The organism is Halosolutus sp. DAT137, from assembly GCF_059736405.1.
The window spans coordinates 1,109,435-1,132,032 of sequence record NZ_JCAQID010000001.1 but is presented as its reverse complement, the minus strand read 5'-3'; the positions used below and the strand labels follow the sequence as shown (position 1 = coordinate 1,132,032).

Here is a 22,598-nt window from a genome sequence, read left to right as displayed (position 1 = left end):
ACGGTGACACTCCATTCGATCCCACAGCAGGGGCTGGACGGAGGGGCCGTCGGGAACGGGACCCCGTTTCCGCGTGGGACTCACCGATACTCACAACGAATGGCCGTCGCTCCCATCGTAGGAGGTCGGATTCACGATGATCGGATCGGGGCTCTCGACGGGTGCGATCGTCGTATTCGGACTCATCGCCGTCGCTCTCGTCTTGTTCGTCACTGAACTCATTCCGACCGACGTGACCGCGATCGGGATTATCGTCTCGCTGGCTGCCCTGGAGCCGCTGACGGGCGTCGGCCATCGCATCGCGATCTCGGGCTTTGCCAACACCGCGACGGTCACGATCGTCGCCATGTACATGCTCAGTGCCGGTATCCAGCGGACCGGTCTCGTCCAGCGACTCGGCCTCTCGCTCGCCGCGTTCGCGAGGGGCAGCGAACGCCGCGCGCTGGCCGCGACGATCGGTACGACGGGACCGATCGCGGGCTTTATCAACAACACGCCGGTCGTTGCGATCTTCGTCCCGATGATCTCCGAGCTGGCCGAGAAAAGCGGCATCTCGCCGTCGAAACTACTCTTGCCGCTGTCGTACGCGGCGATCCTCGGCGGTACGCTGACGCTCGTCGGGACATCGACGAACCTGCTCGCAAGCGAGTTCGCCGCCGGATTGATCGATCGTGGCCCGATCGGCATGTTCGAGTTCAGTATGGTCGGTCTCCTCGTTCTGGCCGTCGGCCTTGCCTACCTGATGACCGTCGGCCGATGGCTCACGCCGGCTCGGATTCCGGTCGACGCTGACCTCGTCGACGAGTTCGACATGGTCGATCACCTCACGCAGGTCCGCGTCGAGGCAGACTCCTCTCCTGTCGGACTCACGGTAAGCGAACTCGAAGACCGAACCGAATCGAACGTCCGCATCCTCCAGCTTCGTCGGGGCGGCAGCGTCGATGGACGGTCGCCGGGCACTGATCGCGTCCTCGAGTACGCGGGCGACGACTCCGATTTGGAGACACCGGCAAGCGCCGAGACCGCGGGCGGTTCTGGCGAGCGGCTCACGACCCGCGACGACACCGACACCGCGTCAGAGGCGATCGATCGCCCCGACGAGACGTTCGTCGCCGTCGATTCCGACCAGCGAATCCGGGAGGGGGACGTCCTCACGGTCCACGGCAACTTGCAGGCAGTCAACCGCTTCGTCGAGCGCCAGAAACTGCGTCAACTCCTCAGACGGGAGGTGACCGAGGATACGTTCGACGAGAGTTCGAGTCCGGATCAGCTCGCGAAGGCTGTCGTCCCGGAGGACTCGCCGTTCGTCGGCCAGCGGCTCGCGGAGACCAATCTCCGATCCGTCTACCGAACGACCGTGCTAGCGGTGCGCCGCGATGGTGAGTTGCTCCGAACCGACCTCGCAGACTTCAAACTCGCCGCCGGCGACGTGCTCTTGCTCCAGACGGTCACCGCATCGATCGACCACTTCGTCGATTCGGTCGACCTCATCGTCATCGACGACGACGCGATCGATCGACTCGTCGACGAGGACGCTGACGAGATCGCGCCACTGTCACCGAAAACGCCGATCGCGATCGCGATCATGGCCGGCGTCGTCGGCGCGGCCGCACTCGACGTGGTTTCGATCGTGATCGCGGCGCTCGCGGGCGTCTTCTGCATGATCGTTACCGGCTGCCTGTCGACCAGCGAGGCGTACGATGCCGTCTCGTGGAACATAATCTTCCTGCTCGCAGGCGTAATTCCCCTCGGCGTCGCCCTCGAGGCGACTGCGGGATCGCAGTTCATCGCCTCCATGCTGGTCGCGACCGCCGACGTGCTCCCGCTTGTCGCCGTGTTGTTGCTGTTTACGATCGTCACCGGCCTGCTCGCGAACGTCATTACACCCGTCGCGACGGTCGTGTTGATGATCCCGATCGCGGTCGACGCCGCGGCGACCCTCGGCGCAAACGAGTTTTCGTTCCTGCTGGCGGTAATGTTCGCCTCCGCGACGTCGTTCATGACGCCGGTCGGATACCAGACGAACCTGATGGTGTACGGTCCCGGCGGCTACGAGTTCACTGACTTCGTCAAAGTCGGCGGTCCGTTGCAACTTCTGCTCGCCGTCGTCACGACGCTCGCGATCGTGTCCATCTGGAGTCTCTGAACGGCACGACCCCGCGTGCTCCCCGTTCAGTACCGAAAATCGGAGTCCGATCGATCGCGACGAACCGATCATTCTCTCGGTGAGACGATCTCGTCTAAGTTCTCGATCGTCACGTCGTGGCCTGCACTTTCGCCGGGGAGAATATCCCCGAGTGCAGCGCCGAACGCGCCGGCCGCCCAGATGACCGTGATTCGGGAGAACGATTCCAGGGTCGTCGGATCTCCCTCGTAGAGTCGCCCCCAAACGATCATCAACCCGGCCACTGTGAGAAACGAAATTGCGAGGACGCCGACCAGGCGTCTCGGAACGAACCCAAACAGTGGCTTCGTCACGGTCACGGTGCGAATGTCGGTCCAGTAGAGCACCCCGATCGTCAGGAGGGCGATGAACAGGACGTTCGAGACGAGAAAGACCGGCACCCCGGAAACGGTACTCTCGACGAAGTGTTCGGCGATCGAGAAGACACCGTCCTCGACGAGCAACGGCAGCGAGAGGAGGATACTCCCGACGAACGCTTCGGCCATGTCGCGAGCGGTGTACTTTTTGATGCCGTCCTCGACGGCCGCGAGGCCGGGAATCCGGCGCGCGACGGACATCGTCTCGCGAACCTGCTTGCGCTCTTCCGGATCGTCGACTAGCTCTTCGAGTTCCGCGAGTCGATCGAGCAGGTGATCCATATCGGGGTCAACCGCCATCGATTCCGGGTCGGTTCCCTCCTCGGCCGACGGGGCTACGGTAGCATCTCGATCGGACATCTACCCGCATATCCGAGAGGGGACCTAAAAGCGCGTCGGCCCGCATCGATCACGTGCGCCAGCGATCGAGAATTCGGCTGAACGCCCGGAACGTCGACGGCCGGCCGGCGTCCTAGACGCCGAAGGTCGCCCGCAGCATATCGCGCGTCCCCGGCCCGAGTCCGACCGCGACGACGATGATCATAAACAGGTAGGCGTAGCGCGGACTCTCCTCGAAGAACTCCTCGTTGAACAGCCAGACGACGAGGACCGCGGCGGCGAGTTTGACGAGCAAGAACGGCCAGGCCGCACCCGCAGTGTCGACGATCGCCGCGTTGATCGGGTGCTTGGGCGAGAGGTTCGCCGGGAGTCCGAACAGCGTCGCGTAATCGAGACCGATGACGTTCGCGACGCCGTCGACCGCGTGCGCCCAGATCACGACCAGTCCCATGTACCTGGTGCCGCGGTTGATTTCGGGAGCGAACCGATCGATTGCGACCCAGGTGATCGCGGTCGCGAGCGTCGCACCGACCAGGGTCGTGATCAACAACAGCGGATAGAACGTCGCGTACGTCTCGAAGGCTGCCGCGTAGCTGAGGGAAGCCACTGTCACCGTCAGGCAGAGGGTTCCGATCGCAAACAGCGGGTACTCGTAGCCCGAGACGTAGCCGTTTCGATCGAGCCAGATCGAGACGGCGACTGCGACCGCCGCGATCGCGGCGACGGTGAAATAGATGAGCGGACTGATCAAAAATCCGGACCACGGAAGCTGGATCGCGAGTTCGCCCGTCTCCCGGAAGGCCGCGACGTTGGTGTCCTCGACGACGCGCAGTGCGCCGCCAAAGAGGAAAAACGGAAACAGCCCGTAGAACCCCGCCCGGTAGCGCTCGATGTCGAGGCGCTGGATCAGGAAGACGATCCCGACCGCCATCAGAATGAGCGTCGGGATGTAGCCCGCGTAGGAGACGAACGTGTAGCCGGGTGCGGCGGTCGGTCCGGGATCGGTCGGTGCCTCGTTGCAGTGTACCTGCTCACCGCCGGCCCACGTGATACAACTCCACCCGTACGCGTCCGCGACGACCGGTCCCCAGTAGTATTGCCAGATGAGATCGACGTAGACGCGCTGGGGGAACACCACGGCGGCGAGTGTTATTCCAGCCGCGAGGAGTACGACGGTGGCGGCCCAGAGGCGAACGGGACCGTACCGATCGAGATACTCGTCCATGGTCGATATCCGGAACGGTGGCCGCTTACCGTTTCCGGTTTCTGACGCATCGGCGGATCGAACTACGACCCAAGGCACCTCGATTGTGCGGGACGGCCCGCGACGCCGACGGATCGGCTCAGTCGATCGCGGCGTCGATCTCCCGTGCGGCCGCCAGCACCTCGTCGTGGACCGCGCCGTTCGAGGCGACCAGCCCCGTACTGTCGTGTCGCCAGCGATCGCCCGCGAGGTCGGTGACGGTTCCCCCCGCCGCACGGATCATGTGGACGCCGGCGACGGTGTCCCACGAGTTCGCCCGCAGGTTCGTCAGGACGCCGTCGAGTTCGCCGGAGGCGACCATCGCGAGTTCGAGTTGTGCACAGCCGAAACGACGCAAGTCGGCAAAGCGCTCGACGATCGCCTCCGTGGCGGCGGCGTACTGCGCACGCTCGTCGTAATCCCACCAGAACGTCGGGCAGACGGTACAGATTTCCGGATCGCTCTCTTCGCTGACCGACAGCCGGTCGCCGTTTCGAACCGCCTCAGACGGACCGGCGTGATAGACGTCCTCGAGTGCCGGACAGACCATCGCGCCGGCGACCGGTTCGCCGTCGACGACCGCCGCGACGGCCGTCCCGAACGCGCGAATGCCGTCGACGTAGTTGTTCGTGCCGTCGATCGGATCGACGATCCACGCCGACCCGGACTCGGGGACACGCTTCAGCGCCCCGTCTTCTTCTCCGACGATCGGATCGTCCGGGAACGCCTCCTCGATGCGATCGATGACGGCCGTCTGGGCGTCTCGATCGGCCTGGGTGACCACGTCCGTTTTCCCGTCTTTGTGTTCGACGTCGATGTTCGTCCGAAATACGTCACCGGCGATATCTGCGCCGGCAGTGGCCGCATCCAGGGCGACCCTCGTCCGCTCTCGTCGCTCGTGTAATTCGCTCATTGGTCACTCATTACGAACGAACGGGAAAGAGGGTGGTGGTTAGCGGTGCTGGTTCGATCGTTCCTGCAAGCGCCGACGCGGAGATAATCCGTGTGCGATTTGGCGGGCGATTTGCTCGTCACGCGATCGTTCGCTCTTCTCAGTTCGCCGCCCTCAGACGGGACCGGTGGGCACAGGATAGAAGCACGGCTATCCCGCCTGTCTCATCAGAAGGTTGCGAGGGCAAGATACTGCTCTTGCCGCACTGATTGTCAGTGCGAGGGGAGGGAATCGAACCACCTCCGGGAACCTGCGCGAAGCGCAGAACCCCGGCGTCATTCGATCCCTCCTGCATCTCGCTCCGTGCGTCATGCACGTCGCTACGATGCGAGGGGAGGGAATCGAACCCACGAACTCCTACGAGAGCGGATCTTGAGTCCGCCGCCGTTGGCCGCTTGGCTACCCTCGCACGCAGTTTCCAGTTAGGTGCAACCGTATGAATACCCTACGGTTTGGAGAGGGCGATCGACGCCCGTGGTTGGCTGTCAGGGACCGGCGTCTTCGAACTCGGCGTCCGAGTAGCGTCTGTTGCAGTTCAAACACTGGTAGCCGCCCTCGACGTGGGAGTACAGACGCTCTCCGCAATCCCGGCAGTTCCCGTACGGATAGTGCATTCGTCTTCGTATGAACGCAAACACCGGATCAGGATAAGATTACGGGACTGTAAGGCGGCCATTCTGACCACAAAAGCGGTGTTGCTCCCCGCATGACGAATACATATGGACGATCACACTCGCGATCCGACCGCCACTCCGCCGGCCGGCAGCGCCACCCCGGCAGGCTGGCTCTCCGCGGACGATCGCTGGGAGCACGGCACCCTCCGGCGAGCGGTCGGTCACGGGGTCAGGCTGTTCAACGCCGGCGCGTATCACGAGGCACACGATTGTTTCGAGATCGAATGGTACAATTACGGGCGCGGAACCCGCGAAAGTGCGTTCTGCCACGGCATGGTTCAGGTCGCAGCGGGCGCGTACAAGTACGTCGATTTCGAGAACCCTGACGGAATGCGATCGCTGTTTCGAACTGCGCTCCAGTACCTCCGAGGCGTCCCGAACGACTACTACGGCGTCGACGTGCTCGCCGTTCGCACGACGCTCACGAACGCCCTCACCGAGCCGTCCGCGATCGACGGCTGGCGCATTCCCCTCGACGGCGATCGGCCGACCGCCGGTCCGGCGGACTACGCCTACGCCGAGTCGATCGACGAGTAACGCACACCGGCGTGGCGCGATCGACTCTCGAACCGGAAAAGACCGAATTGCATTTGAAGCCAGGGACCAACTATCAGATAATGAGAGTTGCACAGCTCGGGTCGGGGACGCCGGAACTCGCGGTTGTCGCCGGCGTTCACGGCGACGAACCCGGGGGTGTCCGAGCGATCGAGCGCCTCCTCGAAGAACGACCGCACGTCGAACGCCCGGTCAAACTCGTCGTCGTCAACGAAAACGCACTAGAGCGTCGGGTTCGGTACGTCGACGAAGATCTCAACCGCGCGTTTCCGGGCGATCCGGATGCAGACACACACGAGGGACGACTCGCACACCGCCTCGTCGAGGAACTCGAGGGCTGTCTCACCTTCTCGATGCACTCGACCCAGAGCCACGCCGAACCGTTCGCGATCGTCAACGGAATCAGCGAGACGGCAACGGAGATCTGTCCGCAACTGCCCGTCGTCGCGATGGTCGAAACGAGTAACTTCTCCGAAGGGCGACTCTTTTCGTCGATCGAGACGATCGAAGTTGAGTGCGGCCTTCAGGGATCGGAGACGGCCGCGGAGAACGCCGATCGGCTGACGCGGGCGTTTCTGACGGCCGTCGGCGCGCTGCCGGGCGATACCGTACGCCGCGATCTGCCGGTGTTCAGACTGACCGACGTTATTCGCAAGGACCGGGCCGACACCTACGAAGTGTTCGTCGAAAACTTCACCGAGGTCGAATCCGGCAACGCGTTTGCGGCCGCCGACGGCGACATACAGGTTGCCGAGGAGCCGTTCTATCCGATTCTCATGTCTCCGAACGGGTACCGGGACGTCTTCGGCTACGCCGCCGAGAAGGTCGATGTCCTGCAAACGCCGACGGTGGCCGACTGATTCGGATCGTTGTACGTGGTACCGGAGACCGCCCGACCGGAGCGACGGCCACCGGTAACGAAGACCGTAGGAGCGGACACGATCGCGAGACTTGGCTCGAGCGTCGGGCGCGACAGTCGAGGTGCGACCGATCAGGTACAGGCTGGAAGACGAGGAGCGCCACCGCAACCGTCCGCCACCGAACGTGTCGGATTTTCTGAGGGGGATATCATTGCGAGGAACGTGATAGGGATCATCCATGCAGTCAGCATCCGACCTGCTGGTCACGTGTCTCGAAACCGAGGGCGTCGAGTTCGTCTTTGGCGTGCCGGGTGAAGAGATCGAGGATCTGCTGTTCTCGCTTCGGGACTCCTCGATCGCGTTCGTCCCGACCCGCCACGAACAGGGCGCGGCGTTCATGGCGAACGTCTACGGCCGTCAAACCGGCGATGCAGGCGTCTGCCTGGCGACGCTCGGTCCGGGCGCGACGAATCTCATCACCGGCGTCGCCGACGCCCACCTCGACAAGAGCCCCGTGGTCGCGATCACCGGACAGGGGGGACGAGAGCGACTGCACAAAGAGAGCCACCAGGCGCTCGATGTCGTGGACATCTTCGACCCGATCGTGAAGTGGAACACGCAGATCGCAGACGCCGCGATCGTTCCCGAATCCGTTCGCAAGGCGTTCAAACTCGCACAGTACGAGAAACCGGGGGCGACGCACCTCGAGTTTCCGGAGGACGTCGCTCGCGAGGAAACCGCCGCGACGCCGATTCCGAGCCGCGAGCCGGTTCGACGGCCGGACCCGGACGACGAGTCCGCCGATCGAGCCGCGACGCTGCTTGCGGAGGCCGAGTACCCGATCATCCTCGCGGGAAACGGTGCCGTTCGAACGCGCGCGGCCGACACAATCCGAGACCTCGTCGATCGCCTCGAAATTCCCGTCGTTTCGACGTACATGGGGAAAGGAACGATCTCCGATCGGGAACGGGCATCGCTGATGACGCTCGATTCGGGCCCGGACGACGAGGCTGCCCGCGCGATCGACCGGGCGGACTGCGTCGTGGCGGTCGGCTACGATATCGCTGAGCACGATCCGGCGGGCTGGAACCCGACCGTAGAAAAGACGATCGTCCACGTCGACCACGAGCCCGCGGAGGTCTACCGCCACTACGACCCCGACGTAGAGATCGTCGCGGACGTGGGTGCGGCGGTCGCGGCGATCGACGAGCGCATCCCCGACGGAGCCTGCTCGCTCTGGTGTTCGGATCTCCACGCTCGGCTGTGCGATGCGGTAACCGAATCGCCGGACGCCGGCGATCCGATCACCGTCGAGAACGCGCTGCCGGTGCTCCGAGAGGCGATGGCCGACGAAGACGTACTGGTCTCAGACGTCGGCAGCCACAAGATGGCGATTGCGCGATCGTTTCCGGTCTACGAGCCGAACACCTGCGTCATCTCGAACGGACTGGCGAGTATGGGAATCGCCGTGCCCGGCGCGCTCGCTGCGGACATCGCCACCGACGCCAACGTCGTCGCGGCAACCGGTGACGGCGGATTTCTGATGAACGCCGCGGAACTCGAAACGGCGACCCGTCTGGACTGCGAGTTCACCGTGATCGTGTTCAACGACGAGGACTACGGTCTCATCTCGGAGAAGCAGGTCGAACACCGCGAGGAACACTTCGGAACCGAACTCGAAAATCCCGATTTCGTCGCGTTCGCCGAGAGCTTCGACATCGCGGGGTACCGTCCCGACACGTGGACGGAGTTCGATCGGATTCTCTCGGATGTCGTCCCCTCGGACGAACTGGCACTCGTCGAACTCGCGCTCGACTGACTGGCGGCCGGTTTCTCGTTCCTCGGGTACCGGCCAGCAGCGGCTTGTCCGTTGCTTTCTCGATTCGACGATCGGGTCGGGTCGGATCGATCGCGGCGGGGGTACCGACGAGCCGATGCCGGAACGTCGACCGAGGTACGCACAATTTTCCCCGCGTCGGGAGCATTGATACCCCGGTACCCCCTTTGCGGATGCAATGACGGCTACAGGACTCATCGTTGCGATGGTCGCGGAGTTGTTCCCGAACGGGATCAGCCACTACGCGATCGGCGGGCTCTTCGTCGGCGTCGGTGTCGCCGTGATCTACCTCGGAACCGGCATTCCGGTCGGTGCGAGTACGTTCCTCGAGTCGACGCTCTCGTACGGCTCGAATCTCTCGCGGTTCCAGCAGTATCGCCCCTCGCGTGACTGGCGCGTCGTCTTCACGCTCGGCATCGTCGCGGGAGCGGCGATCTACGCCGTGACCGTCTCGCCACAGGACGGTCTCTGGACGACCGACGTACAGTGGTGGCGACTGCTCTTCGGGGGCATCCTCGTCGGAATCGGCACTCGAGTCGGGAAGGGCTGTACCTCCGGCCACGGCGTCTGTGGCGTCGGGTCGGTCTCTGTGGCCTCGTTCGTCGGCGTCGCGACCTTCCTCCTGATCGCGATCGGAACGGCACAACTCGTCATGGCGGCGGGGGTCGCGCCATGAGCGGCGAACACGAGCAACACCGGCTGTTTATGCCGCTGGTGTTCGTCGGCGGACTCGTCTTCGGCTTCGGGATCGGCTTCAGCCAGATGGCCCAGCCGGAGGTCGTGTTGAGCTTCCTGCAGTTCGAGGACTTCGGTCTGCTGTTCGTCATGTTTGGCGCGGCGATCGTGACCGGTCTCACGTTCTTCGGCGTGAAACGGGTCCGATCGAACGCGCCCCTGACGGGGAGAGCCTACGCCCGCCGGCTGAAGACGCTCGACAAAAACGTCGTTATCGGCGGCGGGATCTTTGGCGTCGGCTGGGGGCTGTCGGGCATCTGCCCCGGCGCGGCCTACGCCAGCCTCGGCATCGGAAACTACGCGATCCTCTGGGGGATCGCCGGAATGTTCATCGGCGCGTACGCGCAGGGCTTCTGGCGATCGACCCGGGTCGACAGTGGGTCGCCTGCGGCGACGGCGGACTGACCGGCGAGTGCTCTCGGGTCGCTCGAAACTGCCCGCGTGGGGCTGTCACACGCGTTCGGGACCCCACAGTCGTCCGGGACCCAACATTGTTTCACACAACCGTCTACCATCTACGCCTCGTACTCGTGGTATGTCACCGCCGAATCGACGGCAGTACCTCCTCGCGACAGCCGCGACGGGCACAGCGATCGCGACAGCCGGCTGTCTCGGTCAATTTCGGGGTCAGGAGGACGATATCGAACTGGCGACGCCGGAGCGCACCCCCGACGACGAGTGGGACCCGTCGACGTGGGAACCAGCGACGGAGCCGCCGATCGAGGACGACGTCGCGACGACCACCGTCGTTTCCGACCTCGAGATTCCGTGGGACCTCGCGTTCGCCGGCGACGATGCGTTCGTCACCGAACGCGACGGCGGCGTTTACCGCTTCGAGACGGCAACGCTAACTGACGGGGAGGGCCACACTCCCGGCGACGCGACCGCGGTGATCGAGGCCGACGATCTTCCGGATCGGGCGGCTCCGGGCGAGGGCGGCACGCTCGGCGTTGCCACCCATCCGGAGTATCCCGATCGGTCCGAGCTATTCGTCTACTACACCGTTGACGACGGTACGGTCGGCAACCGCGTCGTTCGATACGATACCGAGAGCGAGAGCCTCGACCTGATCGTCGAGGGGATTCCGGGAGCGACGACCCACAACGGCGGCCGGATCGCGTTCGGCCCGGCGGGGCATCTGTGGGTGCTTACGGGCGACGCGGAGGACCCCGCGCTGACCCAGGACCCCAGTTCGCTCGCGGGGACCGTCCTGCGGGTGACGCCGGACGGCGACGCCGCGACGGGGAATCCGGACTGGGGTGGGGACGGCGACCCCCGAACGTACACCCTCGGGCACCGGAACCCACAGGGGATCGGGTTCGGGCCGGACGACACACCCATACTGGCCGAGCACGGGCCGCAGGCGCGCGACGAACTCGCGGCCGTCCGGCCGGGCGGCAACTACGGCTGGGACCTCGTCCGCGGCGGTCCCGAGGACCCGGAGTACGAGAGCTACGACGACTACGCGGACGTGACGCCGCCGGTTATCAACACCGGCCCCGATACGACGTGGGGACCGTCGGGACTGGCAGTGTACGACGACGATTCGATCGAGAACTGGCACCGTCGCGTCTTCGTCTGCGGGCTCGTCTCGCAGACGCTGTACGCCGTGTCACTGTACGCCGCCGATCCACCCGAGAGCGAGACGGGTGTCGTCTACGACGCGCCGTGGCTCGACGATCGAGTAACGGCGGTGTCACAGTCCCTCTTCGAGGGGGAATACGGCCGACTGCGACATGTCGAAACGGGACCAGATGGGGCGCTGTACTTGCTCACGTCGAACCGCGACGGCCGGGCCAGCGGTGCGTTTCCGCGCGAGGGCGACGATCGAATCGTCAGGCTCGATACCGCGTGAGTCGTGGGTTAGCGCCGGAGCGATCGAGCCGCGTCGAAAGCGCCGTCGTCGGAAGCTTGCGGTATGGACCACGGTCGAGGACGCAAAGCCTATCCCGATCACGGCCATACTGTCGGGCATGGACTTCCCACCGAACCAGGGACTCGATCAGGACGAGGTCGACGAACAGGTCGCAGACGCCCTTGCCGAGAACGAGGTCGTCCTCTTCATGAAGGGGACCGCGCTCATGCCCCAGTGTGGCTACTCCCGCAAGGCGCTCGGATTGATCGACCAGTATCGCGACGAGTATGAGACGGTAGACGTCCTCGAATCCCTCGACGAGTACCGCGCCGCACTCGAGACCCACAGCGGCTGGGAGACGATCCCTCAGACGTTTGTTGACGGCGAGTTCGTCGGGGGGTCGGATATTCTGGAGGAACTCGACGAACGCGGCGAACTCGACGAGACGCTCCAGGCCGAGTAGTAACACCCCACAGACTAGAGTTAAATTTATCCAATCACGTGGCTGACGCATATAATAGCAGATCATATAAGTCACGCCCTCGTACTAGGAACCCAGCGACTGTCGCCGCACACCTTCCCACTATGTCAACAGAGGAATCCAGACACGTATATCGGTTGCACTCGACCCTCGAACTGCCACTCGAAGACCTTCGGGACCACATCGAAAACGCGGAGTACCCGGACGGGATCACCGACGTGGAAATTACGCGGCGAAACAACACCCTCATTCTCAAAGCCGTCGCCAAAGACGAATCAGTCAGCAAATACACGCCGACCGCACAGCTCAAAGCGAGCGTCACGGAAAATCGGGTATACGAAGAGGATCCGGACGAGCGACGCAACTCCTTCCGCTGGGACGAAGAGGAAGAAGACGAAATCGAGTCCGAACTCGTCGAGTTCGCAGCGTTCAAGGGCGATCGCGAGACCGTCCTGCAGAACTCGCTGCTCCAGTACGAGATGTTCCTCGTCCTCTGTGGGATCGCAGAGACGGCCGAGAAGGGCACGCTGACAGCAATCTCCGAACGCGGCGGCGATCTGGAGGCAACGCGGATTGTCGAAGGCGAATCCCGTCCCGCGGACATCGAAGTCGTCGAAGGGCCGGGTGACTCTGGGGCCGGACAGGGTGGCGTCAACTGGCGAGATAACAAGTTCATCAGCGACTGAACGGACTGACCGATTTTCCAGCAGCGCCACGTTTCGACCCACGAAGAGGCGCTACTCTCCTCGAAATCGGCGTCCGCAGACTCGATCTGGCCGTCTCGGCTTCGTCTCGTGAATCCCGCCCCCCGAGACGATACCGAGACCCGGTGACAATTCGAGTCGACCTGGAACGACGTTGGGACACCCGCGACCGAGGGTGCGTTCGCACTCACGGAGTCTGACGCCGATACCCGTAAAGAACGACGGCGGCCATATCAATCGAGTAACCGACGATCAACGTATTGTGGTCGACGCCATACTGGATCTATGGACGATCCTGAAACGTATTCGATCGTGGGCCGGCTCGCGATGGCCGCATTCGTGATCGTCGCGCCCACGATACTCTTTCTGGGGCTGGTCCGCGGACTGGAGGCGCTACGCGACGACGCGTTTCTCGCGGAGTGGGCACTGACAGAGGGACGTGATCCCGAGGACCTCCCGTCCGACGACGTCCTCGCCGTCCTGGCCGACGGCGTCGGCATGGCACCCGACGAATCGGTGACGCCGTGTCCTGCCTGTGCGTGCCCGAACCGATCGGAGATGATCTACTGCAGGGAGTGTCTCGCCCGCCTGTCGTGACTGGGGACGTTCGATCGATGACGATCGGTGAACGTCTGTTCCCAGTATCGGTTCATAATCAAACGGGCACGCGAGCAGAGAGTGTTTTCACGGGAGATACACCGACTGAAAAGCGGATCGAGGCGGCGTTGTGCTAACGCTGACACCCCTCTCTGCGTGCCTCGATTGCTGAAAAAGGGGGTCCGTTGGCCCAAGCGTTATTCGGCTACGGTACGTTTCGTACGTAATGCTCGCACTGGCTTCCATCCCCCTTCAAGTTGCCGTCGATCCCACGCTGATCGTCGGCGCACTCGTACTCGTCGTCGCCATCGTGACCGTCTTTTCGATGGTCGAGATCGTCGACGCCTACGACAGGGGCGCGCTCACTGTCTTCGGCGAGTACCGAAAACTCCTGGAGCCGGGTCTCAACATCGTCCCGCCGTTCGTCTCGCGCGTGTACACGTTCGATATGCGAACGCAGACGATCGATGTCCCCTCCCAGGAAGCGATCACGCGTGACAATTCGCCCGTCACCGCGGACGCGGTCGTCTACATCAGGGTCATGAACGCCAAACGCGCGTTTCTCGAGGTCGACAACTACGAACGTGCGGTCTCGAATCTCGCCCAGACGACGCTCCGTGCCGTCATCGGTGACATGGAACTCGACGACACGCTCAGCCGCCGGGAGATGATCAACGAGCGGATTCGGACGGAACTGGACGAACCCACCGACGAGTGGGGAATCCGCGTCGAAAGCGTCGAGGTCCGCGAGGTGACCCCTTCCCGGGACGTCAAGGGCGCGATGGAACAACAGACCTCCGCCGAGCGCCGTCGCCGTGCGATGATCCTCGAAGCGCAGGGAGAACGCCGCAGCGCCGTCGAGAAGGCAGAAGGTGAAAAGCAGTCCAACATCATCCGCGCCCAGGGTGAAAAGCAGAGTCAGATCCTCGAAGCACAGGGTGATGCTATCTCGACCGTCCTCCGGGCTCGATCGGCCGAGTCGATGGGTGAACGCGCCGTTATCGACAAGGGGATGGACGCGCTAACTGAGATCGGCCACAGCGAGTCGACGACGTTCGTGTTGCCACAGGAACTCTCCTCGATGATCGGTCGGTACGGCAAACACCTCTCGGGCAGCGACGTCAAGGAGAACGGCGCGCAACTCGAGAGCCTCGACTTTGACGACGAAACGCGTGAGTTGATCGGTCTCGATGACATTGCGAAAATAATTGGCGAGATCGAATCCGAGACCGAACTCGACGTCGAGGCAATGGAACAAGAGGCCCAGGCGATCAAGGAAGGAGACGACGTGCCAGACCACCCTGGGGAAATCGAACGCGTTTCGGAGGCAGCAACCGGTCCCCAACCCGGCAGCGATTCGGGGGCCGAGGACGCCGAACCCGACCAGCGCTGAGGCGAACACCGTTTTCGCGAACGACGTTTCGTATCATGATCGACAACCAGCTGACGAGCGCTCAGGACGGCAACGGGCAGAGGCTCGCGGTGAACACGACCGTCTCGTCGGTTTCGTTGCGCGCGCCGTGGACGGCTCCGCGTTCGTGGAGGACGACGCCGGGAGCGTCGACGGCTTCGCTGTCCCCGTCCCGTACCACGGTGACCGTTCCCTCGAGGACGTGAAACACGTTCGTGCTGTCGGCGTGCTCGTGGGGGTCGAGTTCCGCTCCGGGACCGAGTGCGAACGCTTTGACCAGTACGTCGTCGGTAACGACCAGTTCGCCGGTTTCGACGTCACCGTCGTTGGGTTCGAGTTCCGACACTGTTTCGGGGTATCGATCGAGTCCCATACTCGGGCGATTCGTCGGGAAGAACAAAAAAGCCAGATCGTACCGAGACGGTCGATTGCTGTCCGCGGCGAACACAACTGGCGACTACGTCGGTTTGGACTCGTCACGCCGACGATCAGGGAGAGCCTTCCAGCCGGGAAGGTGGCGGGCGATTCGGGTTACGTAGCCGAATTTGAACAGCCCGATCTGTGAGAGGATGCCGAGAGTGACGAGGGCCAAGAAGACGGGGGAGGCGATGTCGAACAGGAGCGGATCGGGATGGAGTGCGTCCCGTGCGGCCGCAAACTGCTCGATCGTGAGCGATCGAGAGGCGAATGCGGCCCCGATGAACGACGTGATCAGTCCCATCATCCACTTGGTCAGGAGCATCCCGAGGATCGCGGCGGCAACGCCGATGCCGATCGCGACGCCCCACTCGACGTACCACTGGCCGTCGACGAGCAGGGGGGCGAGCACCGTCGCACCAGCGAACGTACCGACGAGAAAACTCATCGCAGCGACGGCGGCCGACAGGAGGACGTACCCGAGCAAGCCGCCGGCGACGATCCCGATCGCGACCGGGCCGACGACGGCCGCGAATCCCTCGAGTCCGACGACGGCAGCGACGGTTGGGCCGACGAGGTAGCCGCCACTTCCCCCGAGTAGCGTTCCGAGGAGCACGACACCGTATACCGAGAGCGCACCGCCCGCGAACAGGAGTACCGCACCGCTGACGACGAGCGCGACACTGGCTAGGTCTATCATCGCTCCGGTATACGTATCAACAGCGGTTAAATAATTGGGTTCGTGAGTATCTGCATTCACAACCGTTTCTGGACCGGCGATTCCGAACGCTGACCGGACGACTGGGTAGCGACCGGACTGCTGACGGCGCTCGATAATCGGTTAGCGATCGCGATCGTCAGCGTGGCGCTACTGTCAATTATCTCGTTACTAACTATGGTCGATCTACTGGAAGAGGCGTCTACAAGGTGTTCCTGAACGAATGAGAGACAGGCCCGCTTCCAGTCTATCGGTTCCGCCACTTTCGAGTAGCGCTGCCCCGGCGATACTCGTCGGCGATACCTGCGGGACGCGATTCACCGGTGGTGTGGGACGCTCGATCGGCACGGACCCGACGACGGCTGCCACTCGGGGGGTGTACTGATGGACGTCTGCTCGATCGTCGGCGCGCGCCCGCAGTTCATCAAAGCCGCGGTTGTTTCCCGAGAGCTTCGATCGGTGGGCGAGGAACTGCTGGTGCACACCGGCCAACACTACGACGACGAACTGTCGAGCGTGTTCTTCGAGGAATTAGACATTCCCGAACCGGCGTACAACCTCGGCGTCCGCTCCGGCCCGCACGGGGAGCAAACGGCGAGCATGATCGCCGCGATCGAACCGATCGTCGAGGAACACGACCCCGATATCCTGTTGTTGTACGGGGATACGAACTCGACGCTCGCGGGCGCGATCGTCGGCTCGAAGACCGACGCGCTCGTCGCTCACGTCGAGGCTGGTCTCCGGAGTCACAACAGGGAGATGCCCGAAGAGATCAATCGCATCCTCACCGACCACGCCGCCGAGTACTGTTTCACGCCGAGTGCGCGCGCGGTCGAAAACCTCGCTGCCGAGGGGATCACCGACGGCGTCTACCACACCGGCGACGTGATGTACGACGCGATCCTCGACGTGCGGGATCGGGCGCTGGCGAGTTCGACGATTCTCGATGACCTCGGTCTCGAACCGGACCAGTTTATCCTCGCGACCGTCCACCGCGAGAGCAACACCGACGTTCGATCGAATCTCACGGCAATCCTCGACGGGTTCGCGGACGCGCCACATCCCGTCGTCTTTCCCGCCCATCCGCGGACGGTCGCCAGCCTGAAGGAGTACGACCTCTGGGAGCACGCCAGACGGGAGTGTGAGATCATCGACCCGCTCGGCTACCTGGATTTCGTTCGACTGCTGGAGGCGGCCGAGCGCGTGGCGACGGATTCCGGCGGCGTCCAGAAGGAGGCGTTCTTCCTCGAGACGCCCTGTGTCACGTTGCGAAACGAAACCGAGTGGACCGAAACCGTCGACAGCGGCTGGAACGTCCTCGTCGGTCCGGATTCTGCCCGCATCCACAAGGCACTCCGTGCCGATCGAACCCCACGATCGGACGTAGAACCGTATGGCGACGGACGAGCGGGACGGCGGATCGTTACCGCGCTCGCTCGGGAAGTCGACGACGGCGAACCCGAGAGGGGACTCGAACCGGAGATGTCTCCGATAACCTGATACTCGACAGGCATCCCTGGAGACGACTGTCCGCACCCCGTTCATCTCTCTGACTGGCGATCGTGCTGGCAGTCCCACAGCCTCCGGCGATCCTCACTCGTCTCTCCGGTCGACGCGACGCTCGCGCCGATCGAAGCCGAGTTGACGACAGCTGCGAACGCATCAGGTTGTGGTACAGCCCAATATTGCCTGTTCTTCGGGCAGTCGATTCAGGACCGGTCGCCGTTACGTCCGGGTGGGTAGAGAACGTCACACACGGTACTGAACACGGAACGTTCGGTATTAATTGTTCTCGAGAAGCCACGTATTGGCGTCTCCCGGCTGATTAGCGTTGGCGTGGTAGTACTGGCGATCCGTTCGTGTTCGACCTGCCCGGGTTCGATCGCGACCTCCCAGCTTCCGTCAGAGGTTTCCGCTCCCCAAAACGGTTTACATGTGGTAATTATATGTAATTACACGCGATGACCGAGAACTTCCCCGACTACGTCGACGTCGACTACGACGACGGCAGTGGTCAAGACCCGGAAGACTATCCGCACATTCAGGATAAGATCGAGAAGGCGATCGAAGTCACCCGCGAGGGGCTCGAAGCGTACGAGAATCCCGCCGTCATGTGGACCGGCGGCAAGGACTCGACGCTCACCCTCTACTTCATCAAGGAGGTCGCCGACCGATTCGACCTCGAAGTTCCGCCAGCGGTGTTCATCGATCACTACCAGCACTTCGACGAGATCCACGACTTCGTCGAGCATTGGGCCGACGAGTGGGACCTCGAAGTCCACTACGCGCGCAACGAGGACGTCGGCGCGTACGTCGACGAACACGGTCTCGAACCCGGCGACGATATCGAGATTTCCGAACTCTCCGAGCACAACCAACACCACGTCGAGAACATCCTCGAGTACGAGGAGGACACGTTCCCGTTCCTGCTCGATACCTACGTCGGCAACCACCTGCTGAAGACGGTCGCGCTCAACGACGCGCTCGAGGCACACGACATCGACGGCGTCATCTCCGGCGTCCGCTGGGACGAACAGGAAGCCCGCGCCGACGAGACGTTCTTTTCGCCGCGCCACGATCCCGACATCTACCCGCCTCACGATCGCATCCAGCCCATCCTGCAGTTCGACGAGGCGGCCGTCTGGGAGGCCTTCTGGAACTTCGTCGTCCCCGACACCGTCGCGGCGTTCCCCGACGACGGCTACGTCCCCGAAAGTGCTGACGACCTTCCCGAAGGCGTCGACCAGGACGACATCCCGATCTCACCGAAGTACTTCGCCGGCTTCCGATCGCTCGGCAGCGAGATCAGCACCGAAAAGAGCGAAGAGGAACCGGCCTGGCTGCAGGACCTCGCCGGCACGACCGAGCGTGCGGGCCGCGCCCAGGACAAAGAGGACCTGATGGAGCGCCTGCGCGATCTCGGCTACATGTGACTCGTCGGTAGTATCGGTGTAGCACGGAATTTCGGTTTTTGCGGTCACTCGGTGAGGCCCGATCTCGAGAAAGTCTCTGGTAGAGCAATTGAATCAACAGGTCTGTACTGTAGGTAAAATTTCAGAAGTAGTTATCATCTCATAGATAGTATAGATGTGTGATCATTCATGAACCGTGATACACAAGATCAGTGGGTTTTTTCTCGTCGAAACGTACTCCGAAAAGCCGGTGCTGGAACGATCGCTGCCGGGTTCGGACTCGCCGCGTTGTCGGGGTCTGCGCAGGCGATGAACAAGGCGGAATTGATCGAGGCGATGGCGAGTACTGCCGGAATCTCGAAGGCAGATGCGAAAAAAGCGCTCGACGGCATCACGTCCGCGACGACGACGGCGCTCGAAGCGGGCGATCGAGTGGCGCTGGTCGGATTCGGATCGTTCAGCGTCTCAAAGCGTGCGCGGCGGGCTGGGCGAGCCAGCTCCGAGACCGCGGCGGTCAGCTTCGATCCGTGCCCCGAATTTGCCGCTTCACTGGATCTGATTCCGGGGCGGGGTGACGAACGCCGCAATCAGTCCTGCTCGCTCGGTCAGGACGCCGACCTCGTCGTCGATGCGGAACTGATTGCGAGCGAGACCGCACGCCGGGGCGATCGGGGGCTCTCGGAGCGCACCGCGAAGAAGGCGCTCGACGGTTTCATCACCGCGACGGCGACGGCGTTACTCGGTGGCGATCGCGTCTCTCTTGTCGGGTTCGGATCGTTCAGCATCTCCAAGCGATCGGCGCGGACCGGTCGGAATCCGCAGACCGGAAAAGAGATCCAGAGCCGGGCCAGAAAGGAGGTTCGGTTCAAGGCTGGGGCTGAACTCTCCAAAGCAGTCAACTGAACGGAATTCTCGTCGTCACGTCTCGGCAATCGTCGGCACGGAACCCCGACGCGCCCTCTCAAGGTGCTGTGCGATACTCGCCATGTTTGACCCCGATCGCGAGCATGAGGAGGCCGAAAATCACCATCGACGGCGTCACCATCATCAGAATCGTATTCGTGGGCATCATGTCCGAGACGATCATACCGCCCGTACCGACGGCGATCAGAGCGATGAAGACCGCTGCTGTCGTGGGTAAGTCGAAGTCCATATCCGTCGGTTGGGAAGCGGGTACCAAATGATGTCGGGAATCGGCAGTCCGTTCACGATCGTTTTGAGACCGAACGTCGACCGTCCCCGAGGTCGATCAGGACGACGGTCGGACGATATTTGCGAGCGCGATCACGAGACCGAGGAACCAGCCGAGCGGGAGCGAAAGCCCAAACCACATCGCCGCGTAGGCCGCGCCTTCGAGCTGGAAGTTCGCCCGGAGCACCTCGTTCAGGCCGCCGACGAAAAGGACGCTGTCGAGCACCCAGACGGCGAAGGCGTAGCTCGGTTCGAGCACGTAGGGTTCGAGGGCGGGGGTCACCAGTGCCGCGACGACCGGCGGGAGAAACAGCGCGGTCATCGCGAACGGATACGCGAGGACGACCGTGACTCCCCGGCCGCCGACCTTCGAGAACGTTGCGGCGAGCGCAGTCGAAACGGTTGCGACGCCGCTTGCTGCTGCAACGGCGAGGACCGCATCCAGCGGGATATCGACCTGCTCCATGTAAGACATGGCTCCCCAGGCGATCGTCAGCAGTCCCCAGCCGAGCAGCGCGATCCCGGTGACGCCGACGATGCCGAGTCGCGTTCTGGTGGAGTCGAGTTTCGCCGCGTAGTAGCGGGTTGCGAGTCCGAGGACGGTAAGCGGGTAGAGAAGCACTAGCCCGAGCGTTCCGAGGGCGCTCCAGCCGTGGTAGCCGACTTTCTGCGGAAGGCTCTCGGGCTTCCACTTCCCCATGACGGAGTGGCCGCGGCCGCGCTGGCGCGGAAAGACGAGTTCCATCCAGGCGCCGTGTAACCGCTGGAGGTCGGCCCTGATCGCGCCGACCACGCCACCGCCGCCACCGCGTCGTGAGCGGGTGGACATACGCCAGACATAAAACCCGCATACCGTAAACTTTCCTGCTTTTTCTTCGAAGCCAACCGGTTTACGGACGGTCAGTTCCAGGGGGCGAATCCCGGATCGACTTCGCGGTGGGTCTCCTCGATCGCGTCGATCGCGTTGACGTCTTCCCGATCGAGGTCGACGGTGAGCGACGCCCAGTTGTCACGAAGGTGCTCCTCGCCGGTCGCTTTCGGAATCGCGGTGACGCCCTTCTCGCGGAGCCACGCGAGACTGACCTGCGCTTCGCTAACGTCGTGTTTGGCGGCGACTTCCTGAATCTCGGGTTGATCGAACACCGCGCCACGGGCAAGCGGGGAGTAGGCGATGACTTCCACGTCGTGGCGCTCACAGATCTCGCGGATGTCGGCTTGCGGGAGCAACGGGTGGAGTTCCACCTGATTCGCGAAGATCGGGACGTCGGAGACGTCCATCGCGACCTCGAGGTCCTCCGGCAGGAAGTTGCTCACGGCGACGTTCTCGACTAGCCCCTCCTGGTACAGCTCCGCAAAGGCCGAAAACGTGTCCTCCGGGTCGTACGTCCGTGACGGCCAGTGGACGTACAGCGCGTCGACGTACTCCACGCCGAGTCGATCGAGGCTCTCCCGGGCCGTATCGAGAACGTCGTCGTGTGCGAGATTCGAGATCCAGACCTTCGTCGCGAGAAAGACGTCGTCCCGATCGACGTCCGCGCGAGCGATCCCTTCACCGACGGCGGCCTCGTTGTCGTAGGCCTGTGCGGTGTCGATGTGTCGGTACCCCATTTCGAGGGCCGTCTGGACGCTCTCGACACACTCCTCTTCGTCGACGTTTTGCCAGGTTCCGAGCCCGAGCATCGGCATTCCGTTCGCGATCGGACAGATATCCGGAGAAATTTCGTCGCTCATATCCGGAGGGTCGTCGAGGACGCGAAAAGGGGTTGTGAAAGCGGAAGCATCCGCGGCGAGGACCCGGAACGTGCAAGCGGGCTACTGATACATTCGCAACGGCTGGGCCTGCGAGCTTTCGTCCTGTCCGATCTGTTGCATCTGCTGGGCGAACTGCTCTCGTTGCTCTTTGATCTCTTCGGCCCGATCGATCAGGTCTGCCACATCGATCGAGAGGTCGACGATCGGCGCGATTCCGTCCTCGACCAGGACGCTCGCGGACTCGGGATCGGGAAACTGCGCGCTCGACTCGACGACGAGGGCGAAGCTATCGTGGTTTCCCTGCGCGGCGCGGTTGATCAGCGCTCCTGTCGGACCGGTGACGACGCCGTCTTCTGGCGGTGCGGCGATGTCGTGGCTTGCGAGCACCTCGCCGGCGTCGCCGGTCGCGATCCCGTAGACGGCGGGCCGATCTTCTCGCTCTGCGGGAAAGCCGCTGAGGTAGATCGGCGTGATGTCCTCAGCGACGATCCATCCGGTGACGCAGCCGGCAACCGTCTTGGCCGCCTGCGCGGCGATCGGCGTGTCGCTCTGGAGGGCCAGCAGGTCGTGCTCCTCGCTGACGTAGATGCGGACGGGCGGCCGGACGGTTCGATCGCCGGCGCGGTAGACGCCGACCTGTGGAAGCCCCTCGCAGTCGACACTCGCGTAGTGGCGCATGTCGAGTTCGTTGACGAGGTGATCGGTTGCGATCTTGCCGACGAGTCCGAGTCCCGGGAACCCCTCGACGAGAACGGGATCGTCGAGGTCCGCTTCGGGCCCTTGCATGTGAATTCCTGCCATATCGATACGATGGCGAGACAGCG

At 63.3% G+C, this 22,598-nt stretch carries 23 protein-coding genes and 1 tRNA gene; 14 read left to right on the top strand and 10 right to left on the bottom strand.

Annotated elements, in window-relative coordinates; all coding sequences use genetic code 11:
• The first annotated feature begins 136 nt into the window (after positions 1–136).
• Positions 137–2,146, top strand: a complete 2,010-nt coding sequence (locus AC6I6L_RS05420) for an SLC13 family permease (RefSeq protein ID WP_497916690.1) — start codon at positions 137–139, stop codon at positions 2,144–2,146.
• A gap of 68 nt (positions 2,147–2,214) precedes the next feature.
• On the opposite strand, the gene AC6I6L_RS05415 is transcribed toward AC6I6L_RS05420, so the two are convergent.
• The 4 genes from AC6I6L_RS05415 to AC6I6L_RS05400 all read right to left on the bottom strand — a co-directional run bounded on the left by AC6I6L_RS05415 (position 2,215) and on the right by AC6I6L_RS05400 (position 5,484).
• Complete coding sequence (locus tag AC6I6L_RS05415; RefSeq protein ID WP_497916689.1) at positions 2,215–2,901, bottom strand: DUF2391 domain-containing protein; 687 nt, start codon at positions 2,899–2,901, stop codon at positions 2,215–2,217.
• 112 nt (positions 2,902–3,013) lie between these two features.
• Positions 3,014–4,105, bottom strand: coding sequence for a DUF63 family protein (locus AC6I6L_RS05410; protein WP_497916688.1), 1,092 nt, complete (start codon positions 4,103–4,105; stop codon positions 3,014–3,016).
• 118 nt (positions 4,106–4,223) lie between these two features.
• The gene (locus tag AC6I6L_RS05405) at positions 4,224–5,036 is read right to left on the bottom strand and encodes an inositol monophosphatase family protein (protein ID WP_497916687.1); all 813 of its coding nucleotides are present in this window, start codon (positions 5,034–5,036) and stop codon (positions 4,224–4,226) included.
• Positions 5,037–5,401: 365 nt separating this feature from the next.
• A tRNA-Leu gene (locus tag AC6I6L_RS05400) sits at positions 5,402–5,484 on the bottom strand.
• Positions 5,485–5,794: 310 nt separating this feature from the next.
• Here AC6I6L_RS05400 and AC6I6L_RS05395 point away from each other — a divergent pair.
• The 10 genes from AC6I6L_RS05395 to AC6I6L_RS05350 all read left to right on the top strand — a co-directional run bounded on the left by AC6I6L_RS05395 (position 5,795) and on the right by AC6I6L_RS05350 (position 14,766).
• Positions 5,795–6,286 (top strand): DUF309 domain-containing protein, encoded by a 492-nt coding sequence (locus tag AC6I6L_RS05395; protein ID WP_497916686.1) that lies wholly within the window; start codon positions 5,795–5,797, stop codon positions 6,284–6,286.
• A gap of 80 nt (positions 6,287–6,366) precedes the next feature.
• The gene (locus AC6I6L_RS05390) at positions 6,367–7,164 is read left to right on the top strand and encodes a M14 family metallopeptidase (protein WP_497916685.1); all 798 of its coding nucleotides are present in this window, start codon (positions 6,367–6,369) and stop codon (positions 7,162–7,164) included.
• 238 nt (positions 7,165–7,402) lie between these two features.
• A complete protein-coding gene (locus AC6I6L_RS05385; protein ID WP_497916684.1) occupies positions 7,403–8,983 on the top strand; it encodes an acetolactate synthase large subunit in 1,581 nt (526 codons plus the stop codon).
• 196 nt (positions 8,984–9,179) lie between these two features.
• Positions 9,180–9,677, top strand: coding sequence for a YeeE/YedE family protein (locus AC6I6L_RS05380; RefSeq protein WP_497916683.1), 498 nt, complete (start codon positions 9,180–9,182; stop codon positions 9,675–9,677).
• The gene (locus AC6I6L_RS05375) at positions 9,674–10,141 is read left to right on the top strand and encodes a DUF6691 family protein (RefSeq protein ID WP_497916682.1); all 468 of its coding nucleotides are present in this window, start codon (positions 9,674–9,676) and stop codon (positions 10,139–10,141) included. The genes AC6I6L_RS05380 and AC6I6L_RS05375 overlap by 4 nt, the downstream gene beginning before the upstream one ends.
• A gap of 130 nt (positions 10,142–10,271) precedes the next feature.
• A complete protein-coding gene (locus tag AC6I6L_RS05370; RefSeq protein WP_497916681.1) occupies positions 10,272–11,591 on the top strand; it encodes a PQQ-dependent sugar dehydrogenase in 1,320 nt (439 codons plus the stop codon).
• A 118-nt stretch (positions 11,592–11,709) separates the two neighbouring features.
• A complete protein-coding gene (locus AC6I6L_RS05365; RefSeq protein ID WP_497916680.1) occupies positions 11,710–12,054 on the top strand; it encodes a glutaredoxin family protein in 345 nt (114 codons plus the stop codon).
• 122 nt (positions 12,055–12,176) lie between these two features.
• Positions 12,177–12,758: a DUF7110 family protein gene (locus AC6I6L_RS05360; RefSeq protein ID WP_497916679.1), complete on the top strand. Its 582-nt coding sequence runs from the start codon at positions 12,177–12,179 to the stop codon at positions 12,756–12,758.
• Positions 12,759–13,061: 303 nt separating this feature from the next.
• Positions 13,062–13,373 carry a zinc ribbon domain-containing protein gene (locus AC6I6L_RS05355; RefSeq protein WP_497916678.1) on the top strand — a complete coding sequence of 104 codons (312 nt, stop codon included), beginning with the start codon at positions 13,062–13,064 and terminating at the stop codon, positions 13,371–13,373.
• A gap of 226 nt (positions 13,374–13,599) precedes the next feature.
• Positions 13,600–14,766 carry an SPFH domain-containing protein gene (locus tag AC6I6L_RS05350; protein WP_497916677.1) on the top strand — a complete coding sequence of 389 codons (1,167 nt, stop codon included), beginning with the start codon at positions 13,600–13,602 and terminating at the stop codon, positions 14,764–14,766.
• 61 nt (positions 14,767–14,827) lie between these two features.
• Here the strand turns inward: AC6I6L_RS05350 and AC6I6L_RS05345 are convergent, their stop codons facing one another.
• Complete coding sequence (locus AC6I6L_RS05345; RefSeq protein ID WP_497916676.1) at positions 14,828–15,157, bottom strand: cupin domain-containing protein; 330 nt, start codon at positions 15,155–15,157, stop codon at positions 14,828–14,830.
• A gap of 84 nt (positions 15,158–15,241) precedes the next feature.
• Positions 15,242–15,901, bottom strand: a complete 660-nt coding sequence (locus AC6I6L_RS05340) for a phosphate ABC transporter permease (RefSeq protein WP_497916675.1) — start codon at positions 15,899–15,901, stop codon at positions 15,242–15,244.
• Positions 15,902–16,303: 402 nt separating this feature from the next.
• Between AC6I6L_RS05340 and wecB the strand changes: the two genes are divergently transcribed.
• From wecB to AC6I6L_RS05325, 3 genes are all read left to right on the top strand, one after another.
• The gene (gene wecB, locus AC6I6L_RS05335) at positions 16,304–17,419 is read left to right on the top strand and encodes a non-hydrolyzing UDP-N-acetylglucosamine 2-epimerase (protein WP_497916674.1); all 1,116 of its coding nucleotides are present in this window, start codon (positions 16,304–16,306) and stop codon (positions 17,417–17,419) included.
• A 461-nt stretch (positions 17,420–17,880) separates the two neighbouring features.
• Positions 17,881–18,852 carry a phosphoadenosine phosphosulfate reductase family protein gene (locus AC6I6L_RS05330; protein ID WP_497916673.1) on the top strand — a complete coding sequence of 324 codons (972 nt, stop codon included), beginning with the start codon at positions 17,881–17,883 and terminating at the stop codon, positions 18,850–18,852.
• Positions 18,853–19,020: 168 nt separating this feature from the next.
• Entirely contained in the window at positions 19,021–19,734 is a 714-nt protein-coding gene (locus AC6I6L_RS05325) for an HU family DNA-binding protein (RefSeq protein WP_497916672.1), read from the top strand.
• Between the two features lie 58 nt (positions 19,735–19,792).
• On the opposite strand, the gene AC6I6L_RS05320 is transcribed toward AC6I6L_RS05325, so the two are convergent.
• From AC6I6L_RS05320 to AC6I6L_RS05305, 4 genes are all read right to left on the bottom strand, one after another.
• Positions 19,793–19,984: a DUF7333 family protein gene (locus AC6I6L_RS05320; RefSeq protein WP_497916671.1), complete on the bottom strand. Its 192-nt coding sequence runs from the start codon at positions 19,982–19,984 to the stop codon at positions 19,793–19,795.
• 96 nt (positions 19,985–20,080) lie between these two features.
• Positions 20,081–20,851 carry a hypothetical protein gene (locus AC6I6L_RS05315; RefSeq protein WP_497916670.1) on the bottom strand — a complete coding sequence of 257 codons (771 nt, stop codon included), beginning with the start codon at positions 20,849–20,851 and terminating at the stop codon, positions 20,081–20,083.
• Positions 20,852–20,922: 71 nt separating this feature from the next.
• Entirely contained in the window at positions 20,923–21,753 is an 831-nt protein-coding gene (locus AC6I6L_RS05310) for an aldo/keto reductase (protein WP_497916669.1), read from the bottom strand.
• Between the two features lie 81 nt (positions 21,754–21,834).
• Positions 21,835–22,575 (bottom strand): proteasome assembly chaperone family protein, encoded by a 741-nt coding sequence (locus AC6I6L_RS05305; RefSeq protein ID WP_497916668.1) that lies wholly within the window; start codon positions 22,573–22,575, stop codon positions 21,835–21,837.
• Between the last annotated feature and the right edge of the window lie 23 nt (positions 22,576–22,598).